This is a genomic window from Haloferula sp. A504 (assembly GCF_044385805.1).
Taxonomy (GTDB): Bacteria; Verrucomicrobiota; Verrucomicrobiia; order Verrucomicrobiales; family Akkermansiaceae; genus Haloferula.
In genome coordinates, this window is record NZ_JBISBU010000013.1 from 14,116 (window position 1) to 33,917 (window position 19,802).

The following is a 19,802-nucleotide window of genomic DNA, read 5'->3' on the forward strand; positions in this document are numbered from 1 at the left end:
GGGGCGGACCTCACTCCCCCGCCGCGCGGCGTGCAAGCCGGGCACGCTCGTCGAAGGCCGATGCCGTTCCAGCCTGCCCCATCGCCCGCGCGGCGTCGGCCAACCCCTCGAGGTCGTCCGCCACCTTGCCCGGCCGCGCGAGGTCGCGGTCGATCGCCAGGGCGCTTTCGAAAGCCGCTTGCGCCGCGACGGCATCGCCGGTGGCCAATGCCGCCCGGCCGCCCAGCCGGTGGGAATCCGCTGTCTCGGCGCGTTCGCCGGCGCGGCGGTTGATGCCCGCCGCCCGCCGGGCCACGGACAAGGCCCCGGCGGCATCGCCTTCCTCGAGACGGAGGCGTGCCTCCAGGTTGTCGAAGCGCCCCCGCATGCCGCGTGGCGGGCCGAGCGCGCGACCACGCTCCAACTCACGCCACGCGCTGCCACGACGTCCGGCATCCAGTTCGAGATAGGCCCGCATCCATGCCGCCTCGGCCCTCAACTCGTTGAGTTCCCCATCGATCTCTCCGGGGGAAAGTGTCGCCACGTAGCGGTCGACCGCATCGAGACAGTCCGACGCGTCGGACCTCGCCCCGGAGGCATTGCGGACGACGGCGATGTTGACCAGGGAGCGCACGATCCCGACCGGATCGTCGATCGAACGGTAGCGCGAGAGGGCCTCGCCATACGCCAGGGTCGCTTCCTCGATCCGGCCTTCGGCGAAGGCATCGTGGCCGTCGTCGGCCCGCTCGCGCGCCTCGCGCACCACCGGCGGAACGGCATTTCCCGGACCTGCGCAACCGGCAGCCAGCAGCACCAGCATCATCGTCATCCAGCGCTCAATCATCGCTCGAGGTCCTCAGGGTTTTGCCATCGTCCTTCGACACGCCGCCCCGGATCGGCCACATGTCGCGCACCGCACTCATCACATCGTCCGCCTTGTCGACCGTCCGCGAGCTCTTGCGGACCATCTCGGGCACTTCGGGACCGGCCACGTCGACCGCCTCGCGAAGACCCCCGACCACGCCGTCGGCCTCATCGATCAGCCCGCCGGCCTTGGCCAGGGTTTCATCCAGCCGGCCCGAGGCCGAGTCGAGCTTGGTCAGAATGGAGTCGAGGTGCTCGCTCATCGCCCGCGTGGCATCCTCGAACTGGTCGATGCCCTTCATCATGTCGTTGTCGGGTGCCCGCAGTTCCGCCACCAGCGATTCGATCTCCGCCAGGGCCGCGCTGAGCCGGGCGAAGCCCTGCTGAAGGTCGCCGTCCTCGCGACGCAGGTCCACGACCAACGCATGCGACTCGTCGATGACGCGATCCACCCGGTCCACCGTCAGCGGCAGCTTCTCCGCCACGCCTCCGAGTCCCACCAGGATCGGCTCGAACTCCTCCTTCAATTCCTCGACCATCGCCCCGATCGTCGGCTCGGCCTCGATCTGGATCTCCGCGCCTTCCGCTGCGGGCGGAGCTCCGGCACTGCCGGCCGTCAGCTCGATGAAACGGTCGCCAATCAGGTTCTCCCCGCGAACCTCTGCCCGCGAGTCGGTTTTCACGTAGTGAACGTACTCGTCGAAAACCTTCACACTCACGGTCACCTCGCCCGGACCGACCAGCTCGATCCCGTCCACCTTGCCGATCCGGAATCCACTCAGCCGCACGGCCATTCCCGTCTGCAAGCCCTCGCTGGTCTCCGCGGTCATCCGGTAGTGCTTCGCCCCGCGGAACCACTCCTGCCTCCAGATTCCGAAGCCGACCGCTCCTAACAGAACGAGCAGGATGACGCCGAGAAAGAATCCGGAGCGCAGTTCGACAAGGTGGAACCTCGGATCGGTGTTTTTCAGGAAGCGAGCCATGATTTCTCCTCCAGTTGGATGCAGTTGACGGGCGACCACGCCCTGAGTCCGAATGAATTCTCCACCGGACGCGTTGAATGCCTGAGGACGAGCATCGCGCTGCCCTCGTGCTGGCGGCCGAGCCAGTCGACCAGGGCCGCCACCCGGCGCGTCCGACCCTCGTCGAGGCGGTCGAAGATCCGGTCGCAGACCAGCAACCGGAATCCCGCGAGGTGGCAGCGAACCAGCGCGCAAACGATCCGCTCGAGGGCACTCAGCCGGTCCGGCACCTGGGGCATCAGGCCCACGGTCCGCTGCTCTTCGATGCCTGCTTGGGCGAATGCCTCGATGATGCGTTTCTCCACCTCCGCAGTGGACTCCGGCACCGGACCGAGCCGGGCCCGGCGGGGCAGCAGCAGGTTCTCCCAAACCCTCAGGTTGGCGATCAGCCCCCCTTCCGCCGAGGCGTAGCCCAATGCCTCGAGTCGTCCCAACAAGACCCTTTCCCTGCAACGCACGAGACTCCCGCCCGCCAGCAGCACGTCGTCTTCAGCAAGCCCCTCCAGCCCGGAAATCCGCTCCAGCAGTTCATCCAGGACCGGATTGGATCCCGACGAGAGGATCGCGGCGGCCCCGGCTTCGATCCCGAAGTCCAGTGCAACGGAGGACTCTCCTTCCGCAAGTTTCACCTCAAGGACCGGCTGATTCATGAAAGCAGGATGTGGATGATGGCGAAGACGAGATCGACGCCGAGGATCAGGATGAAGCCCCTCAGGACCGAAAGCTCCGCCGCCTGCGGAATCCAGGTCGGCTCCGGCGGGACGAAGCACCCGGTGGCACACGCCACCCCGGCGATCGACAGGCCCAGCATGGTCGTCTTCATCAGGGACAGGACCACGTCGAGGAGCCGGATCCCGGTGAAAAGCTCCATGTAGAAGGGTGTGAGCTCGACCTTCACGAAAACGGAAGCCACCAGCGGGCCCACGACCGCCGCCACGAACTGGAACACCACCGTCAGCGCCGGGACGGCGAGCGCACAGCCGATCACGCGGGGCATGAGCAGATACTCGCCGGGGCTGATGCCGAGCAGGTAGAGCGTGCGCAACTCGCCCCGGACCTTCATCCCGGAAATCTCGGCCGCCATCGCCGACCCACTGCGCCCAAGTACGATAAACGCCGTAAGAAGCGGGGCGAACTCGCGCAGGACCACGACCCGGAGCATCTTCACGTTCAGGTCCACCCCGCTGCCCAGCAGCAGGCGCATCTGGGTCATCAGCGCGATTCCGACGACCAGTCCCGCCACCGCCACCGGCAGCAGGGCCTGGATTCCGGTGAACAGGACCTGCTTGTGGAACACCAGCCGCACCGCCGGCCGGCGGAGCGCGGAGACATGAGTGCCGGCGTGGCCGATCACCTCAATCAGCTGCGCCGCAAACGTGCCCACCGACCGAACCACCTGCGTTCCGGTAAGCGAACTCGAACTCATTGCATGGATCAGCCTGCCACCCGGAAACCCCGAAAACGAGCCGCACCTTGCCGGACGCGGGGATATGCCCCGATTTTCGCAGGATGCGCGGCGCGATCCACCTTCGACGCGGGCCAGCGGTCCCGGCATCACCCCATGACCGATCTGGAGATCGAGAGAGTGGCCACTACGCGGCCGATCACATCACCGACCGTCCACCCCGCGCCGTCCCACGAACGTGCGATGGCGTTGCTTGCTCCTTGACGTGATCGGCAATCTCGCGGACATGGTATCTACAATGCAATGCCATTGGAGCATCCCCCCGCAGCGGGCAAGCGCCCTTGCCCGAACGCGCCCCGCTCGTCCGGCCAGGGGCTTTGCGCTGGTGATCACCATTTCCCTGATGGTGCTGCTGGCCCTGCTCGCCGTCGGACTGCTCAGCCTCTCGACCATCAGCCTGCGGAGCAGCAATCAAAGCATGGCCATGGCCGAGGCCCGGGCCAATGCCCGGCTGGCCCTGAGTGTCGCACTTGGAGAACTCCAAAAGGAGATGGGGCCGGACATGCGGATCAGCGCCGAGTCGGCCATCTTCGACGCCGATGAAACGTCGGCCCGCATCGAGGGAATCGCGCAGTCCCGCTGGCTCGCCAGCTACGACTCCTGGGGTTCCTGGCTCAATGCCTCCTACGAGCGCCCCGACGGTGGTGGCAGCCTGCAAATTGCCGACACCTACACTCCACGCCGCGAGGCGATGTTCCGTCGCTGGCTGCTGTCACTGCCGCCGGATGCGGAGATCAATCCCGACGCCCCGGACTCGCTCAGCGGATGGAACGAGGAAAACTCCGTGGTCCTCGTCGGCGAGGGCAGCCTGGGAGACAGCGCCGAAACCCAACCGGATCAGGTGACCCGGGCCGCTCTTGTCGAGGTCGACGGAGCCGGACGATACGCGTGGTGGATCGGGCCCGAAAACCACCGGGCCAAGATCGATCTCGCAAGCCGGCCGAGGGACCTCGCGGCGGACCAATGGGAAACCGCCCACGGCAGCACCAACGAAGTCGGCGTCGGCGCCCTCACCGGCTTCCGCTCCCTCGATGACGACGGGAAAGTCTCCGCCAAACTGATTTCCCATCTCACGCTCGGAAACACGGAGGTCGATCCGGCATTGGTGGCGCGCCACTTCTTCGACCTGACCGCGACCAGCAAGGCCCCGCTGGTGAGTGTCCGGACCGGTCACCTGAAGAAGGATCTCAGCCTGCTGCTGGAAAAAGAGAGTCGCGATCTTCCCGACCGCTACCGCTACGACAATGGCGACAATCAGGAGCCCTCGATCCGCCCGATGAGCCCGGACCTTCTCGCCAAGGGCCCGAAGATCACGGAACGGCACTTCGCCTCGTGGACCAACCTTCGCCACTACTACCGGATGTATCGGAACTCCAGCGATGCCAACACCGGAAGCATCGGCTCCTCGGGGGCCCTCCGGTGGGACGGGGCGGAACCCTGGACCGAGGCACAGGTGCCGCTTCTCTACCGCGACCGGTCCAACCGCAACCAATGGTGGGGCGACAATTCCTACCACCGGGTGCCGGTCCTGGCGAAGCTGACCTTCATCTACAGCCTCATGACCGAGATCGCCGGTGGCAGCGGCTCGGGCTCCGATCCCTACCGCTACCGGCTGTTCCTCGTCTACACGCCGGTCTTCACCTACTGGAATCCCTACAACGTGGAGCTGCGCATTCCCGACAACACGATGGGATCCCTCAGCTCGACCTATCAGGTGCTGCCGATGGGCAAGCAGTTCTTCCTGCGCGACACCCCCCAGCAGGAACCCGACGGCCTCTTCACCAGCAACGCCCACTCCTTCCTCCGCTCGGGCGGCGGCGGTGAGATCGTCTTCCGGCCGGGCGAGATCCGGCTGTTCTCCCACCCGTCGATCAGCCAGCAGGGCAACCAGTTCGCCCCCGAAAGCCTCATTCCCGGCTTCGATCCCGCTGCCTACGGCGGCGACCTGATGCGCATCGGCCGGAACAGCGGATACACCGAGGACGAGAGACCCGGCATCCGGATCCAGTTCCACCACTCCATCTGGGGCGGCAACGTGAGCTACGGAAACACGCCCGGATCGCTGTGCCACACGCCCTTCTGGCTGGCGGACTCGGATCGCGACCGCGCCTTCAACTGGAACATCCCGGTGATGTATCAGAACGACTGGTTCGACCTGAGCCAGACCTACACGCAGATGACCCCGCCGGGTGATGCCCACATCGCGCGCTGGGTCTTCACCGACAGGGACCCCGTGCCGGTCGCGTACGCGCAATTGGTGCTCAAGGGTCTTTCCGAGTTCGACTACGAAAGCATCAACTGGGCCCGCGACTGGCGGTGCCGCAACTGGATCCAGGCACCCCCGTTCTACTTCGGCAACGGCATGTATATCTCCGAGAACAACACGATCGCCCACACCCAGCGGCTCGACAATCCCTACGTGATGAATTTCGGACCGATGTCGAATGCCGAACTGCCGAAGGTGGTGGCCCACATCGGGGAACGTGCCTTCCTCGGATCGGGCTCCAATCCCTTCGAGCAGGTCACCGCCGTGCCCGCCCTCGAATTGCCCACCGCGCCCGTCGGCAGCCTCGCCGGCTTCGCCGGCATGCGGATCAATCCCGGCTACGCCGACCCCCTGAAAATGAATCCCGACTACTCGGTCGAGAGCCGGGGCGGCAGCAACACGGGAGATGCTTCCTACTACTATGCCGTCAACAAGACCCTCGCCTACCAGAGCGGCGTGACCGGTCCGGGTATCGGCAACTCCTTCATCCACCCGATGCTTCCGCGGGAGGACGTTTACAAGTTCTTCAACAACTCGGTCAGCGCCGACCCCGCCAACCGGGGAGCTCCGCTCGACAACATCAGCTTCAACGACACCAAGGCCTACTGCGACTACTGGGACCACGTCCTGCTGCTCAACGACGCGCTGTGGGACGACTACTTCCTCTCCTCGCTCGCCGACCAGACCCGGCCGGGTGCCTCGTCGGCCGACAGCCTCGACCAGAACCTGGATCGCCTGGTCGACGGGGAATCGCTGGTGGGCGGACGCTACATCCATTACCCCGCCGGGGAGACTCCGGAAGAGGTGAAAGCCCGGTTGAAGGACGAGGACGGATACCTCAAGGCCGCGGCGCACCTGATGGTTGACGGCATGTTCAACGTCAACAGCACCTCGGTGGACGCGTGGCATGCCCTCTTTGCCGGGATCCGCGAACGCCAACTCGTCTATCGCGATCAGAATGGGCGGCTCCGGCCCGTCGAGGTTCCTTCGGGAAAACGGATCGCCGTTTCGCGCTTCAACACGCCCACGACCGACCAGGAGATGACGGATCCGGCGACGGGCGTGAACCGCGACGATGGAACCAGGGCCTGGTCGGGCGTGCGCTTCCTCGATGACGACCAGCTCCGGACACTCGCCGAGAAGTGTGTCGAGCAGGTCAAGCGTCGCGGTCCTTTCCTGAACTTTTCGGAGTTCATCAACCGGCGGCTTTCCAACGATGAACTCGGCCTGATGGGTGCCCTCCAAAGCGCGATCGACTACGACGACGACAGTCCGGATCCCGACTCGATCAATTACCCCTTCAAGGCCGGCGGGGACTTCATGATGAGCGCCCGCGACCTGGGCCGTCACGGCTTCTCCACTCCGGAGGCGGTGGAAGGCTCGCGCTTCGCGGGAATCCCCGGCTACGTCATCCAGTCCGACATCCTCAAGCCCATTGCCAACCACCTTTCCGTGAGGGACGACACCTTCCGGATCCGCACCTACGGCGAGGCCCTCGACGGCAACGGCAACGTGGTCGCCCGCGCCTGGTGCGAGGCCATCGTCCAGCGGGTTCCGGAGTATCAGGATCCCGTGAATCCACCGGAAGAACCGGCCAGGACGATCGACGACAACGGCCGCTTCGTGGAGAACACCAACCTGGCCGCCACCAACCGCCGCTTCGGACGTCGGTTCGTCATCGAGAGCTTCCGCTGGCTCCATCCGGATGAGGTCTGATCCTGGCGATCTAGCCATTTGACCTTCCGGCCCCGGATCCCTATATCGTGGGTCCATGCACGCTATTTCCCGTTCCCTCGGGCTGCTCCACGCCGGACTTTTCGTCGCCACCTCCTCCCTCGCCGCCGCCGGGGATACTCCGACCGACCCGCCAAGAACCGACCTGCTCAACTGGGCCGAGGGTGCCTTCGTCGTTCGCACGCCCGAGCCACCCCGCTCGGAAGCCCATGTGATCGCGCTCGACGGCGATCCCGCGACCCGCCCGATCGGCGTCCCCCGTCATGCGCCGCTGCCCCATCAGTTCATCGTCGAGCTTCCCGCGACGACCACCTTCGACACCTTCGAGGTGCCGGTCCTCGGCGAGTTCGGCCCGGCCAAGGGCAAGCACGTGAAGACCGTCGAGATCGAGGGGTCGAGCGAAAGCGCCGAGGCTGGATTCGCCCCCCTGGCAAAGCTCATCATCGAGATTGAAAAAGAGGAACCCCAGACCTTTCCCGTTTCGGAACCCCGCCCGGTCCGGTGGCTCAGGGTCCGCTTCGTCGATCGCTACACGCCCCAGGCCAATGATGCCGACTCCGTCCTTTTCTCCGAACTGCGCGGCTACGGAACCCAGGAGGCGCGGACCGTTGAGGAAAACGCCTTCACCGGCGTGTGGAACCTCCGCCGCGGCCACGACGTGTCGCAAAACCTCATCGAGTTGCGGCAGAAGGGCGACCAGATCGAAGGCTGCCAGGTCGTCGGCGGACAGGACGGGACGATCCGGGGCACCGTGGTCGATGGCGTGGCGCGCCTGGTCACCACGACCACCCAGGGCGCACGCAAGGTCAGCACGCCATCGATCGCGCTGATCACCATCGAAGGAGAGATTCACGGCGTCCAGTCCCTCCACGCCGGCCTCCGTCCTTTCTCGGGCGTGCCCTCCGAGGACAGCATCACCACCCCCTGTTCCAAAACGCCGGAACCGATGAACCCCGTGACCGAGGCGCTCGAAGCCGGACTGCCCGCCATCCTCTACGGCATCCGCTTCGACGTGGACTCCGACGTCCTCCGCCCCGACGCCACTCCGGCTCTCGAGCAGATCCTCGAGGCGCTGGAAACGACCCCCTATCTGGCCATCGTGATCGAGGGCCACACCGACTCGGATGGCGGAGACGATCACAATCTCGACCTGTCCCAGCGGCGGGCTCAAGCGGTGGTGAACTGGCTCACGGAAAAAGGAATCGCCGGCGAGCGGCTGACCCCGAAGGGCAAGGGCGAGGCCGAACCCATCGCCTCGAATGACTCCGCGACCGGAAAGGCGATGAACCGCCGCGTCGAGGTCGAGAAGCACTCCGGGTGATCCAGGGTGCGCCCACTCCGGAAACCCGGCGAAAGGATGCCCGGGCAGCCGCGTTTGAATGACGATGCCGCGCTTCACCCGGCAGTCTCCCGTCATGAAACACCATCCGAGCCGACGAGTCGGCGCGATCACCCTGCTGGCCGGTCTCTCCATCGCCGCCGCCGAGTCCGGCGGTTCCTCACTCAGTGATGCCCTGAAGGGTGTGCTCGCGCAGTGCCCCGAGGACTACCCGGAGGAAGTCGTCGCCGTGCTGGAGAATGACAAGCTCTCCACGGTCGAGACCGAACAGCTCCTCGGCATGCTGGAGAGCTGGAATCCATCGGTCCGCCTCAACGCCGCCGGCGAACTCGGCAAGCGGGGCGATGACATCGAGGAAGTGCTCCGAAAAGGCACCCGGTCGGAGAACTGGATGGTCCGCGCCGGCGTCACCGCCGCCCTGGTCGCCGTGCTCAAGGACCGGCTTGATCGCTGGCAGGAATTCGCGCCCGGCGTCACCAATGCAAGGGAAGCCCAGGAGAAAATCCGGACGGATGCCGATCTCGACGAGACCTTCGTGCGACTCGCCAGAGATCCACGCCTCGAGGTCCGCGTGGAGGCCCTCAAGGGCATCTCCCTGCTCGGACCACGGTCGGCCGACATGATGCTCGCGGTTTTCGAGCTCAGCCGGGATGACGACCCCTTCCTGTCTCAGGATGCGGTCGTCACTCTGGACAAGCAGTTCGGCCCGATGGCCCTCGAGCAGGAGGGCGTGGTCGCCGCGCTCAAGGAAGCCATGAAGGCTCCCCTTCCGCGCGCCCGCGGCCATGCCGTGAATTTGATCACCAGGATGGACGAGGAGACCCAGCGCCAGTTCATCCCCGAGCTGCTCGCCCACCTCGACTGGCAGCCGAACCGCGACACGATGTTCGGTGCGGGCGGTCAGGCCGAGTCCATCCAGATTCTCACCAAACTCGGCGTCAAGGAACTGGTGCCGCGACTCCCCGCCCTGATGGCCAAGACCATGCGCGGTCCCGGGCTCTTCGACCCGTGCCTCGACTCCGCCAGAACCTTCGGAGCCGACGCCAGGGTGATCCTGCCGGAGCTGCGTAAAATGATGGAGGAAACCAAGCCCACCGAGCAGGAGCTCAAGGGCCGCAACGGTCCCGATCTTCAGCGGAAATACGACAAGCTCAGCGAGACCGTGGCCGCCATCGAGAAATCCTGATCGAAACGCTTTTCCCCAGCACGGACATGAACCGCTTTCCCCAATTCCTCCTGACGAGCACCGCCGCACTCATGGCGTTTGCCTCCGCCGAAGTGCCATCGTTGAAAAACGTTCCGAAGTATCAGACGCCGGTTCCCATTCCGGAATCTCGAATCTGGCACATCACCTACAACCTTGGACCAACCGGTGCGCGGGGTTGGCTCTACGGCCCCGACGGCCACTCACGGGACAGCCGCGAGATTCTCATCAAGAGCATCGAGCCGGGTTCCCCGGCCGACGGCGTCCTCGAGCTCCACGACCTCATCATCGGTGCCGCCGTCCCACCGGAAACGCCATCGACCGAGTGGCGATCCGCACCGGCGGTGAAGCCTTTCGACTCGGATGCCCGCATGTCCCTGGCCCGCGCCGTGACCTGGGCGGAAAGCGACCAGGGAAAGGGCCAGTTGCGCCTGCTCCGCCTCCGCAATGGCGAGCAGAAGCAAGTCGTGGTGCCGATCCAGGTGATGGGCAGCTACAGCGCGACCGCGCCCTTTGATTGCCCCAAGAGTTCGAAAATCGTCGAGCAGGCGGGTCGGTTCCTCGCCGACAGCATGCCGGCCGACGGCTACTCCAGTGGCATCGGTCGCCCACTCAATGCAATGTTTCTGCTCGCGACCGAGAACGCCGACTATCTCGACCACGTCCGCCGCAGCGCCTGCCGGATGAGCATCAACCACACCATCTCCGATGCCGGCCACGAAACCTGGCGCTGGGGCAACACCAACCTGTTCCTCTGCGAGTACTACCTCGCCACCGGCGATGCGCGCGTGCTGCCCTCGATCCAGGAATACTGCACCCGCCTCGCGGAAGGTCAGTGCAACCCCGGCACCTGGGGCCACCGGGTCGTTCCCGACTTCATCCCGCCCGGCTATGGCTCGCTGAACTCGACCGGACTCGTCTGCTTCCTTTCGATGATCCTTGGCGAAAGCTGCGGCGTGAAGGTCGACCACCAGGCTCTTGCCAACAGCATCCGCTTCTACGGCTCCTATGCCGGCCGTGGCGGCATCCCCTACGGCGACCACCCGCCGACCTACGATGCTTCCAGTAACGGCAAGAACGGCATGGCAGCCGTCGCCTTCCACATGCTCGACGCCGATCCCGCCGCGCAGTGGTTCGCGCGGATGGCCGGCAGTTCGAACCTGCTCGCCTTCGAGGGCGGACACACCGGCAACTTCTTCAACCAGACCTGGACGCCGCTCGGCGCCAGCCTGGCGGGGCGCGACAACTACGCCGCCTTCTGGGCACGCTTCAACAGCTACCGCGACCTCTGCCGTCGTCCCGACGGTTCCTTCATCGCCCAGCCCTTTCCGCAGAAGCGGGAAGGCGATCTCGGCACCGGCAACTACGTCTCGAAAGGTCCGATCTGGAACACCGGAGGCTTCGCCCTCAGCTATCTCGCCGACACCCGCCGGCTCGCCGTCCTCGGCCGCACCGACAGTGTCTTCTCGGCCTACGCGCCGGATGCACTTCGGCCCGCGCTGGATCTCTACGAGGCGAAGAAGTTCGACGCGGCCGCAAGTGCCGCCGCCGAGCTGGCCTCGTCATCCGACGCCCGCGTCAGGAGGCTCGCGCAACAACTCAAGGGCATCTCCGAACGCAACCAGTCGAGCATCGCCTCCACCTTGGCCGACATGGCCCGGTCGCTCGAAACCGGCGACCTCTACAAGATCAAGGTCCAGCTTCAGGCCATCGAGTCGGTCGTCGATGCCGACGACCCCCGCCTCGCGAAGTTCCGCCGCGCCGTCGATGACCCCGCCAACGCCGTGGCGCTGGAGGAAGGCCAGCGCTTCCATGCCTCGAACAAGCAGATCAGTTACACCGGCCCGAAAGGTTTCCAGTGGGTCACCGCTCCGGGCTCGCTGAGCGACCGGCGGACCCGCGACACGATGAGATTCCTCGCGGAGCGCGGCAAAAGCGCCTACCGCGACATGGCCGCGGCACACGTCGCCGCAGCGCCATCCGAACCGGCTATCGCCGACACGCCCCTCGTGCCCGGCAAAGACAAGGGAAGCCCCGTCTGGCGCATGATGCCGGCGACCTCGGAGGCGAAACCCAACTGGCGGGAGGTCACTTTCGACGACAGCCAATGGAAGCCTCTAACACTCCCCTCGAGGGAGGTCGCCGACAAGCGACTGCTCCGCGCCAGCTTCGAGATCGACGACCCGGCGGCGGTGGAATCGCTCCTCCTCGACTACCTCACTGGTGGAGAGATGCTCGTCCACCTGAACGGCACCTTGATCCTGCATCTCGCTCCCGAGGGAGGGCCATCAAAATACGACCGGGCCTCCATCCCGCTCAAGTCATCGACCCTCGAACTGCTTCGGGCAGGAAGAAATACCCTCGCCGTCGCCACCAATCACCCGAAGGCCGGCGACCCCTTCAACCTGACCCTCAAGGCGGCAATCAAGTAGTCCTCAAGGATCGCGCGACGCTGTCGCGCATCGAATCACTCAGCAAGATCGCGGAACGGAGAACGGTCGAATCTTCATATCGGCTGTCATCTGCCAGATTTGCGCCAGCTGCGCTCACCGTTCGATGCGCGACAGCGTCGCGCGGTCCTTCCCCACCTCCCGCGGAAGATCCGGCAAACGCGGGTCGTAATGAGGACCACCCACATGCTCAAGCACCTCACCCTCCTGGCCCTGCTCACAGCCGCGGTCACCGCCGACACGACGAACCCGATTCCGCCGCTGGACCCCAAGGGTGACGTTTACAAGACCGAAGGTCCCAACGACCCGCTCATCTACGGGCCCACCGTCGGCAAGCAGAAAGCCGTCCTGCTCTTCGTCGACTACCCCAACATCCCGCAGGAGGGCGACACCCGGGAGCGCGGCGAGAAACTCCTCGCCGGCGGCAAGTTCCAGCAACTCTTTCACGACCAGTCCTACGGCAAGTTCTCGATCGAGGTCGAACCCATCCACGGCTGGCGGCGCATGCCCAGGGAGAACAAGGCCTACGACCCCGGAACCACCGAGGGTCACCGCGAGCTGTTCGTCGATGCCTTCGCCCTCTATCCGAAGATCAACTTCCTCGACTACGACTACGTCATGATCAGCATGCCCGGTCGGGGGAACTTCGCCTTCGGCGAACGTGACGACAAGGCCATCCCCTACCGCGGCGAAAAGATCAACGTCGCCCTCAACCAGGGCAGCATGAGCTACTTTGTCCTCGCCCACGAGTTCGCCCACTGCATGGGCCTTCCCGACCTCTACACCTACACCGACCAGGTTCCGGAAGACGCCCCGAAGAACCCACTCGGACCCTGGGATGTCATGTCGTCCACCGGCACGGCCCCCGGGTTCATCGGCTGGCACAGGCACAAGTTCGGCTGGCTCGATACCGACCGGAAGACCTACCTGACCCAAGGCACCCACAAGCTCACGCTCACCCCGCTGGATGGGGAGCGAGGACTCTCCATGGTCGTGGTGCCGGCCGACAACCCCGCCAAGCCCAGCAAAGTGTTCGTGGTCGAATGCGCCCCGCCGTTGCGGATGGAAAAGGACGCCCCCAAGCCCGGCGGCGTGCTCATCTACAGCGTCGATGCGACCCTCCCCAGCGGCCAGAACGCCGTCGTCGTCCATCCCCGGGAAGACAAGGTGAACGCCTCCTTCCACCCGGGACAGGAGTTCGACGACCCGTCCGCTCCCCTCGGAGTGAAGGTCCGCGAAAAGACCGACGGCGGCGGCTACGCCATCGAAGTGGTGGTGAAGTGATCGAAAGTCGAAGGACGAGGCTCACTTGGTCATCCAACTTCGTCTACTAGCCCTGCTCTCCTCCTTCATCCCGTCCAGAGCCACGCGGTCTTCTCCCGCACATTTTCCACGACCTCGCCAAAGTCACGTGGTTCCAATCCGTTCTTCCGCAAAAAGGCATCCCACATCACCGACTTTTCGGCCACGAAGTCATCAGACAACCCCGCAGGCTGATCGGCCGGCAACGCCGTCTCACGACGACCAAACGTTGCCTTGATGGCGGCTTCGAGTTCCGAACGATCTGGAGGCGAACCTCCCAGCAGGAAGTCGAGATCGAAGAAGTCCTTCATTCGTGAGTTCTGCATGTCGAGCCGCACCAGTGCCTCGAACTTTTCGGCGATCACCGTGGCGACCGGGTAGGAGCGCAACCGGATGTCCGACAGGTCCGGCAGGAGGCTCGGAAGATCAAGCAGTTCGGGTCCGGGCGTGACCGCATCGCCAAACCCCACATCGACCTGCACCGAAATGCGGATCTTGCCGAGCAGGGCGCGGAACTTCGCCCGCAGCCCACCGTAATCCATGTCACTGCGGATCGGCTCGACCGAGAGACTCCCTTCATCGAAGACAAGCCCGTCCTCCGCGCACACGACCCGCATCACGTCCAGCACCGTGCGCCGCAGTTTCTCCGGATCATCCGGGCCGGAGCCGAGCAAATCGAGATCTCGGGTCGGCCGGTGAAGCTCGGGGTTCCAGACCTGGAACAGCGTCGCCCCTTTGAGGATGAAATGCCCCGCATGTCCGGACTGCGCGAGTCGGTGAAGGAAACGCTCAACTCCATAGCGCGCGAGCACGAAATCAAAACTCTCTCCGCGGCTCCGCGAAAGGTTGAGCAGGCGAGTTCGGATCGATTCGATGCGACCTTCAAACTTCATGCTGTCAGAGCCTCCAGGTAGGGTTTCATCACCCGACCCATTCTGCAGACGCGGGCGATCCGGTTGAGCTCCGCCAGCGTGAATCGCCGATCCCGCCAGCCCTCGCGCAGCGCCTCCAGCGCAACATCGATGCCCACTTTGTTGCGATAGCGAAACAGGTCCACCACCGTCCGCGCCACCGAATAGATCCGGAGCGTCGCGCCCTCCACCTCGTGCTCTTCCACTCCGAGCGCCGCATGCGCAAGACCGTAGCGGAGGACGCGCAGCGGTGGATGCTCGAACTCCGGTTTCCGGTCCTTCGGGCCGATCGCGATCCAGACCTCATGAGAAACCTGGGTGGTCAGTTCGTGAAACTCGAGCGCACTGAGCAGGCAGATCACAGCTTGGGGCACCCGCCTCGCCACAACCACCAGCGAATGGTGCGCCCCGATGTCCGCCCCAGGCAGGGCATAGAGTCCACGACCCACTCTATCCATCCTGCCTGCGGCGACGGCCTCACGAATCGCCGTCCGCGAAAATCCGCGTTCCTCCAGGTCCTTCGACCGGAGCACGGAGGCCCCGGCAAAAAGCGCTTCAATGGATTCCGAGTCACTCACAAAGCGTCGGCAGTTAAGAACAACATCCGACATTTTGTAAAGAACATCATCAACGTCGCGGTGCCTGCTACCACAACAAGACCGCAGCCCCTCATCGCACCGGCTTGGGACTTCCCTTCAGCGGAAAGTCCCGTGTGCCCGCCGACTTGAGGTCGAGGATGGGCGTGCCATCGAAGGCATCGATCCCGTCGATCGTCACGACGCCCTTCTCGACCGAGAGCACCTTGCACACGGTCACGGCGATCAGATTCGGCCGTCGCGGTGAGCGGGTGGCGAACACCCCGGTCAGGGGATTCCGCTCGTCGCCGCAGGGGTGAACCTTCAGCGTCCGCCGTTTCTCCGGCGTGTCGTTCTTGTCGAACCACCACAGGACCATCACGTGGGAGCAATGCTCAAGCCCTTCGAGGCCCTCGACATACTCGTCCGCAATCTTCAGTGCGACCGGCTTGCCTTCGACGTTCTGCACCTCACCGATCGGGCGCATCGTGAAAACGGGCTCTTCCCCGTCGGCATTTCCACCGACCCACAGGGCCAGCATCAGGGGCACGAGGCCCGGCAGTCTCATTGTTTTCATGGCATTCAAGCAGAGCCTAGTCGGGATCACGCTCCGGAGGAAGCCGCGACCCGACCGCCTCGCAGGCAATCAACAGGGCATGGCGCACCGAGACCTCGGGGACTTCGTCCGCCAGCTCGCGCATCGCGGGCAGATCCGCCGCCGTGGCGGTCCGGGCCAGCGCCACGGCAGCGGCATGACGCGTGTCCGGCGCATTCTCCGCATCTCCGAGGACGCCGAGGAGCGATGGCGTGGCACCCGGGTCGCCGATCCGGCCGAGTGCCCAGGCCGCCGCGGCTCGCCAGCACGGCGTGAGGTCGTTGTGGAGGAAATGCACGCCGGGGCCGAGCGGATCCGGCCGACCGGAGGCCGCCTCGGCGGGGCAATCATCAAGCGCGGAACGCAGGCTCGCCACCGAGGACGGGTCGCCGATCTGGCCAAGCGTCCGGGCCAGGTAGAACGAGGTCCAGTGACGGCTCGGCAGCTCGCTCACCACCGGGATGCCGATGTCGTAAACGCGCGGAATGTCATTGGGCAGCGACCGACAGCGCTCGAAGGCGGCGCGGACGCGGGCTTCGAGGGCCGGATCGCGGGTGACGAGCGAAAGAATCTGGGCGGCGCGGATGTCGGGACCCGGGGTGCCGGCCCATGCACCGTGGACCTCATTGAGAGCGGCGAGCACGTCGGGGTTCAGTGGCGCATCCGGATCACCAAGCACGTGGAGACAGGTTTCAACGACGGCGGCTTCGCGGCCCGAGCGACGGATCACCCGACCGACCAGGGTTTCAAAGTCGTCGCTTCCCGGGAACAGGGCGCGGTCGGGATCGGTCGGCACCATGCGGATCAAGGCGGGCACGTGAGGCCCGGCGGCCGTGCTGCCGAGAACATCGAGCGCCTCGACGATCCGCGCGTGGACCGGCGCAGCGTGGCAGGCGATCAGCGCGGGGTGGTCGCCATACCAGTAGCAGTGCTCGTGGTAGGGCGGCAGTTGGGGAATCAAATCGAGCAGGACCTGCTCGGCGGCGGTGGTTCCGATCTCACCGAGTGCCTCGACGCAGGCCTCGGCAAGAAACAGGTTGCCGGTCTTGGGGTCGAGGTTCCGGGCGGCGGTTTCCGCGAGCGCGGGCACCTCACCATCGCCGCCGAGGCTTCCGACGGCCCGGGTGACTTCCTGCAGGCTGCGTGGGTTGACCTCGGAACGCGAGTTGAAGCGCGTGCCGTCGCCCTGGTGCTTCCGTTTCCATTCGGGGAGCGGGTTGTGGGAGCGCTCGCTCAGGAGGTAGTCGACAAGCGCACCGACACTGGCCTGGTCGCCACAGTGGCTCAGCGAAACGGCGGCACGCCGGGCACGATCGCGGTCGGAGGCGTCGAGGGTCCTGGCGAGTTGCTGCTGCCATGCCGCATCCCCGACCCCGGCGAAGCGACGGGCGAACGCCGGAAGTTGCTTCCCGCGGTCGCGACGCGGGGCGAAGGGATCGAAGTCATCCAGCGGGATGCCTGTTAGATTCTCCAGTGCGACGACGGCAGCCTGGGCGACCAGCGGATCGCGATCGGCGAGCGCCCGGGTCAGGGGCTCCACGGATTCCCGCAGGCCGCAGGTCGCAAGCGCCATCGCCGCGGCGACCCGCAGCTCGCGATCGTCCGAGTCGAGGCAGGCCGCCAGCGCCGGGGCGCAGGCCGGATCGCGAAACACCCCGGCACGCTGGGCCGCACCATGCTGACGGTCCGGATCCCCCGATTCGAGGTCATCGATCAGCGCCGCGACCTCCTCCTTTCCGCTGCGATCGGCGGAGCGGTGCCGGTTGAGACCGGCGATCTCGCGGAAGCGATCAAATTGAAGCTCCATCAGTCCGGTGACGGCGGCATTGTTGCCACGGAACCGCAGTGGATCGCCGCGGCCGGTGAGCTTGAGCGGGCGGGTCCGCATCGCCTGCAGTGTCGTCGATCCGACGAGAGGCGGGGCGTTGGCGCGCGGCTGGTGGCAGCCCACGCAGCCTCGTGATTCGCCGGGCTTCACGTAAATCCAGGACATCTGGTTGAGCTCGGAGCGGCCCTCGGCATCGACTGCCTGGAAGGCGATCGCGGTGTTTGCCGGCACCTCCACCGCGAAGGAACCATCGGGCGCCAGCGGCACGGTTCCCAGGTCGACCGTTTCGTTGCCGGCATGGACCAGGTAGGAATGGGACGAGCGATAGTTGAGTCCTTTCCCGGCGAGCACCCGGACCGCGCGCACGTGCTCCCAGCCGGCGGTGCTGTTGTGGGTCAGCCGGACGTCCTGGCAGTAGAACACGCCGGTCTGGCCGGGGCGGTCGGTCGCCGCGGGATCCACCCGCTTGACCAGCCGGTGGGGCTTCGGCGTCGGACCGACGAAGATCGGAGAATGGACCGGCCCGCCGGAGGATTCATGCACGGTGACCGCCCCGCTTTCGTCCCCGTCCGGATCGATAATGGCGATCCGGTTGAAGGGCCACGCCGAGCCGGATTCCGTGCCGACGACCGTACCGACGAGTCGCGCATCGGGTAGCGCTGCGAGGTCCGCCGCATTGACCGGGATCCGGCGCCACATTTGCCGGGGTTCCCCGGGCCGGGCGACAAGGACCTGCTTGCCATCGACCCAGGCAACGCGCCCGTCGGCCAGCGGAGCGGCACTGCCGGCGTTGAACGCCCGCAGCCGCCCACCATATTCTGGCCCGTTCTCGAGTCCGAACTCGGTCTGGCCGGTGGTGCCATCGGGGTAGATTGCATGCAGTCGGGTCTCCACCTTGCCCCGGTCGAAAAAATTGTCCGAACGCAGGAAAAGAATGCGCCCGTCGGCGAGCATCCGCGGTTCGTTGTCGAAGACGATCGTGTGGGTCAGCGGGTGAATCGACCCGTTCAACTCGCGGACGAACAAGGCCCGCGCCGGCGGGTTGTGATACTCCTCGAAGACGCCGATGCGGGTGGAGGAGAAAACCAGCCGCCCGTCCGGAAGTTCGCAGGGATCGATGTCATGGAAGGGCCCGTCGGTGAGTTGCTCCGGGTTTCCCCCATCCGCCGCGATCCGATAAAGGTGGAAGAAGGCATCTCCCTCCGCCGCCATCGCGAAGTAGATCCAGCGGCCGTCGTACGAAGCCGCCGGTGAGCCAATCGCACCGCCACCGGCATCCCACAAGGTTGTCGGCTCGACCCCCGGGCGGGCGGGCCGGAGCGACATCAGGCGTCGGCCCATCTTCACGGGCGCAGGCAGATCGTGCTCGGGATAGGCCCGGGTGTGGTTGGGATTGAAGATGGTCACCCGCAGGCTGTCCTGGGCGGTGCCGGTGCCCTTGGCGGGTCGATACAGGCTGCAGTCGTCCGCGAGGAAAGCGATGGCGTCCGGCCAAGGATAGTCGGCAGGCGGGATGATCTCCGGCGGCGGTGCGGGTCCGGAACGGTTGCCGCGCCGGGTGCGAACCTTGGCGGCATGGAACTGCTTGAGTCGTGCCTCGGCAGGGGCTCCGGGTTGGGACAAGTTCGAGGTCACCGGCACCCTTCCCCATGGCGGCATGCCAAACTCCCCCACCACGTGGGCCGCGGGCCACCTCCGGTCGTCGAACTCCGGGTCCTGCCACCCCCCCTGCAGGCGATCGCTGCACTTCCACGACTCACCGCTGAGATGCCGGACCACATGGCCTCCGGTGATCCCAAGCTCGAGCGAGACGATCAAGCCCGCCGGCCCATGCACGGTATTCACCGCCTCGACCGCCACCGCGTTGCGGCCAGGCCGCAGCAGGCCGCGGATATCGATGCTCCGGGGCTGGTTCCAGTGGTTCGGGTCCATGTCGCAGGCTCCGACCGGCCGGCCATTGACGTGGAGCACCCACAGGTTGTCGGCGGTGATGGCAAGCCGGGCCGCTTCGACCTGCGCGGGGTCGGCGACATCGAAGCAACCCCGGAAGAACGCGCTGCCGGCGGGAAACTCGATCGAGTCGGGCATCGGCTCGGCCGAAAACCAGATCCACCGGGCGTCATCGAAGGCATGGGCCGCTGCGGCCCGAACCGGGAACAGAACCGCCACCACGGCAACCCATACCGCGAGCAACCACGGGGACCTGTGAAAGCGCTCAGGTCGCGTTTTCCTGCAATTCAAAGTCATGGAGCTGTGAGAAGGTGCGGG

Annotated in this window: 13 protein-coding genes; 5 read left to right on the plus strand and 8 right to left on the minus strand. The window is 65.7% G+C overall.

From position 1 onward, the window contains the following. Nucleotides 1–10: 10 nt before the first annotated feature. From ACG2LG_RS08630 to ACG2LG_RS08645, 4 genes are read right to left on the minus strand one after another with little or no spacing between them, the layout of a single operon-like run. Nucleotides 11–823, minus strand: coding sequence for a hypothetical protein (locus tag ACG2LG_RS08630; protein WP_396258149.1), 813 nt, complete (start codon nt 821–823; stop codon nt 11–13). Next, nucleotides 816–1,826: an MlaD family protein gene (locus ACG2LG_RS08635; RefSeq protein ID WP_396258151.1), complete on the minus strand. Its 1,011-nt coding sequence runs from the start codon at nt 1,824–1,826 to the stop codon at nt 816–818. The genes ACG2LG_RS08630 and ACG2LG_RS08635 overlap by 8 nt, the downstream gene beginning before the upstream one ends. Beyond that, complete coding sequence (locus ACG2LG_RS08640) at nt 1,811–2,515, minus strand: hypothetical protein (RefSeq protein WP_396258152.1); 705 nt, start codon at nt 2,513–2,515, stop codon at nt 1,811–1,813. Before ACG2LG_RS08640 ends, ACG2LG_RS08635 begins: the two co-directional genes overlap by 16 nt. Beyond that, on the minus strand, nt 2,512–3,291 hold the full coding sequence (locus tag ACG2LG_RS08645) for an MlaE family ABC transporter permease (protein WP_396258154.1): 780 nt from the start codon (nt 3,289–3,291) through the stop codon (nt 2,512–2,514). Before ACG2LG_RS08645 ends, ACG2LG_RS08640 begins: the two co-directional genes overlap by 4 nt. Nucleotides 3,292–3,655: 364 nt before the next feature. On the opposite strand from ACG2LG_RS08645, the gene ACG2LG_RS08650 reads away from it, so the two are divergent. From ACG2LG_RS08650 to ACG2LG_RS08670, 5 genes are all read left to right on the plus strand, one after another. Continuing rightward, nucleotides 3,656–7,312: a hypothetical protein gene (locus ACG2LG_RS08650; protein WP_396258156.1), complete on the plus strand. Its 3,657-nt coding sequence runs from the start codon at nt 3,656–3,658 to the stop codon at nt 7,310–7,312. Nucleotides 7,313–7,367: 55 nt separating this feature from the next. Next, nucleotides 7,368–8,651, plus strand: a complete 1,284-nt coding sequence (locus ACG2LG_RS08655) for an OmpA family protein (RefSeq protein ID WP_396258158.1) — start codon at nt 7,368–7,370, stop codon at nt 8,649–8,651. A gap of 94 nt (nt 8,652–8,745) precedes the next feature. Further along, nucleotides 8,746–9,855, plus strand: a complete 1,110-nt coding sequence (locus ACG2LG_RS08660) for a HEAT repeat domain-containing protein (RefSeq protein WP_396258160.1) — start codon at nt 8,746–8,748, stop codon at nt 9,853–9,855. Nucleotides 9,856–9,881: 26 nt separating this feature from the next. Beyond that, nucleotides 9,882–12,305: a DUF6288 domain-containing protein gene (locus tag ACG2LG_RS08665; RefSeq protein ID WP_396258162.1), complete on the plus strand. Its 2,424-nt coding sequence runs from the start codon at nt 9,882–9,884 to the stop codon at nt 12,303–12,305. A 189-nt stretch (nt 12,306–12,494) separates the two neighbouring features. Further along, on the plus strand, nt 12,495–13,607 hold the full coding sequence (locus ACG2LG_RS08670; protein WP_396258163.1) for a hypothetical protein: 1,113 nt from the start codon (nt 12,495–12,497) through the stop codon (nt 13,605–13,607). 65 nt (nt 13,608–13,672) lie between these two features. On the opposite strand, the gene ACG2LG_RS08675 is transcribed toward ACG2LG_RS08670, so the two are convergent. The 4 genes from ACG2LG_RS08675 to ACG2LG_RS08690 form a co-directional block, all read right to left on the minus strand. Next, nucleotides 13,673–14,518 (minus strand): nucleotidyl transferase AbiEii/AbiGii toxin family protein, encoded by an 846-nt coding sequence (locus ACG2LG_RS08675; RefSeq protein WP_396258165.1) that lies wholly within the window; start codon nt 14,516–14,518, stop codon nt 13,673–13,675. Then, nucleotides 14,515–15,114, minus strand: coding sequence for an AbiEi antitoxin N-terminal domain-containing protein (locus ACG2LG_RS08680; RefSeq protein WP_396258167.1), 600 nt, complete (start codon nt 15,112–15,114; stop codon nt 14,515–14,517). The genes ACG2LG_RS08675 and ACG2LG_RS08680 overlap by 4 nt, the downstream gene beginning before the upstream one ends. A 91-nt stretch (nt 15,115–15,205) precedes the next feature. Further along, a complete protein-coding gene (gene tsaA, locus ACG2LG_RS08685) occupies nt 15,206–15,688 on the minus strand; it encodes a tRNA (N6-threonylcarbamoyladenosine(37)-N6)-methyltransferase TrmO (RefSeq protein WP_396258168.1) in 483 nt (160 codons plus the stop codon). Between the two features lie 16 nt (nt 15,689–15,704). Continuing rightward, entirely contained in the window at nt 15,705–19,703 is a 3,999-nt protein-coding gene (locus ACG2LG_RS08690; protein ID WP_396258170.1) for a HEAT repeat domain-containing protein, read from the minus strand. Nucleotides 19,704–19,802 lie beyond the last annotated feature (99 nt).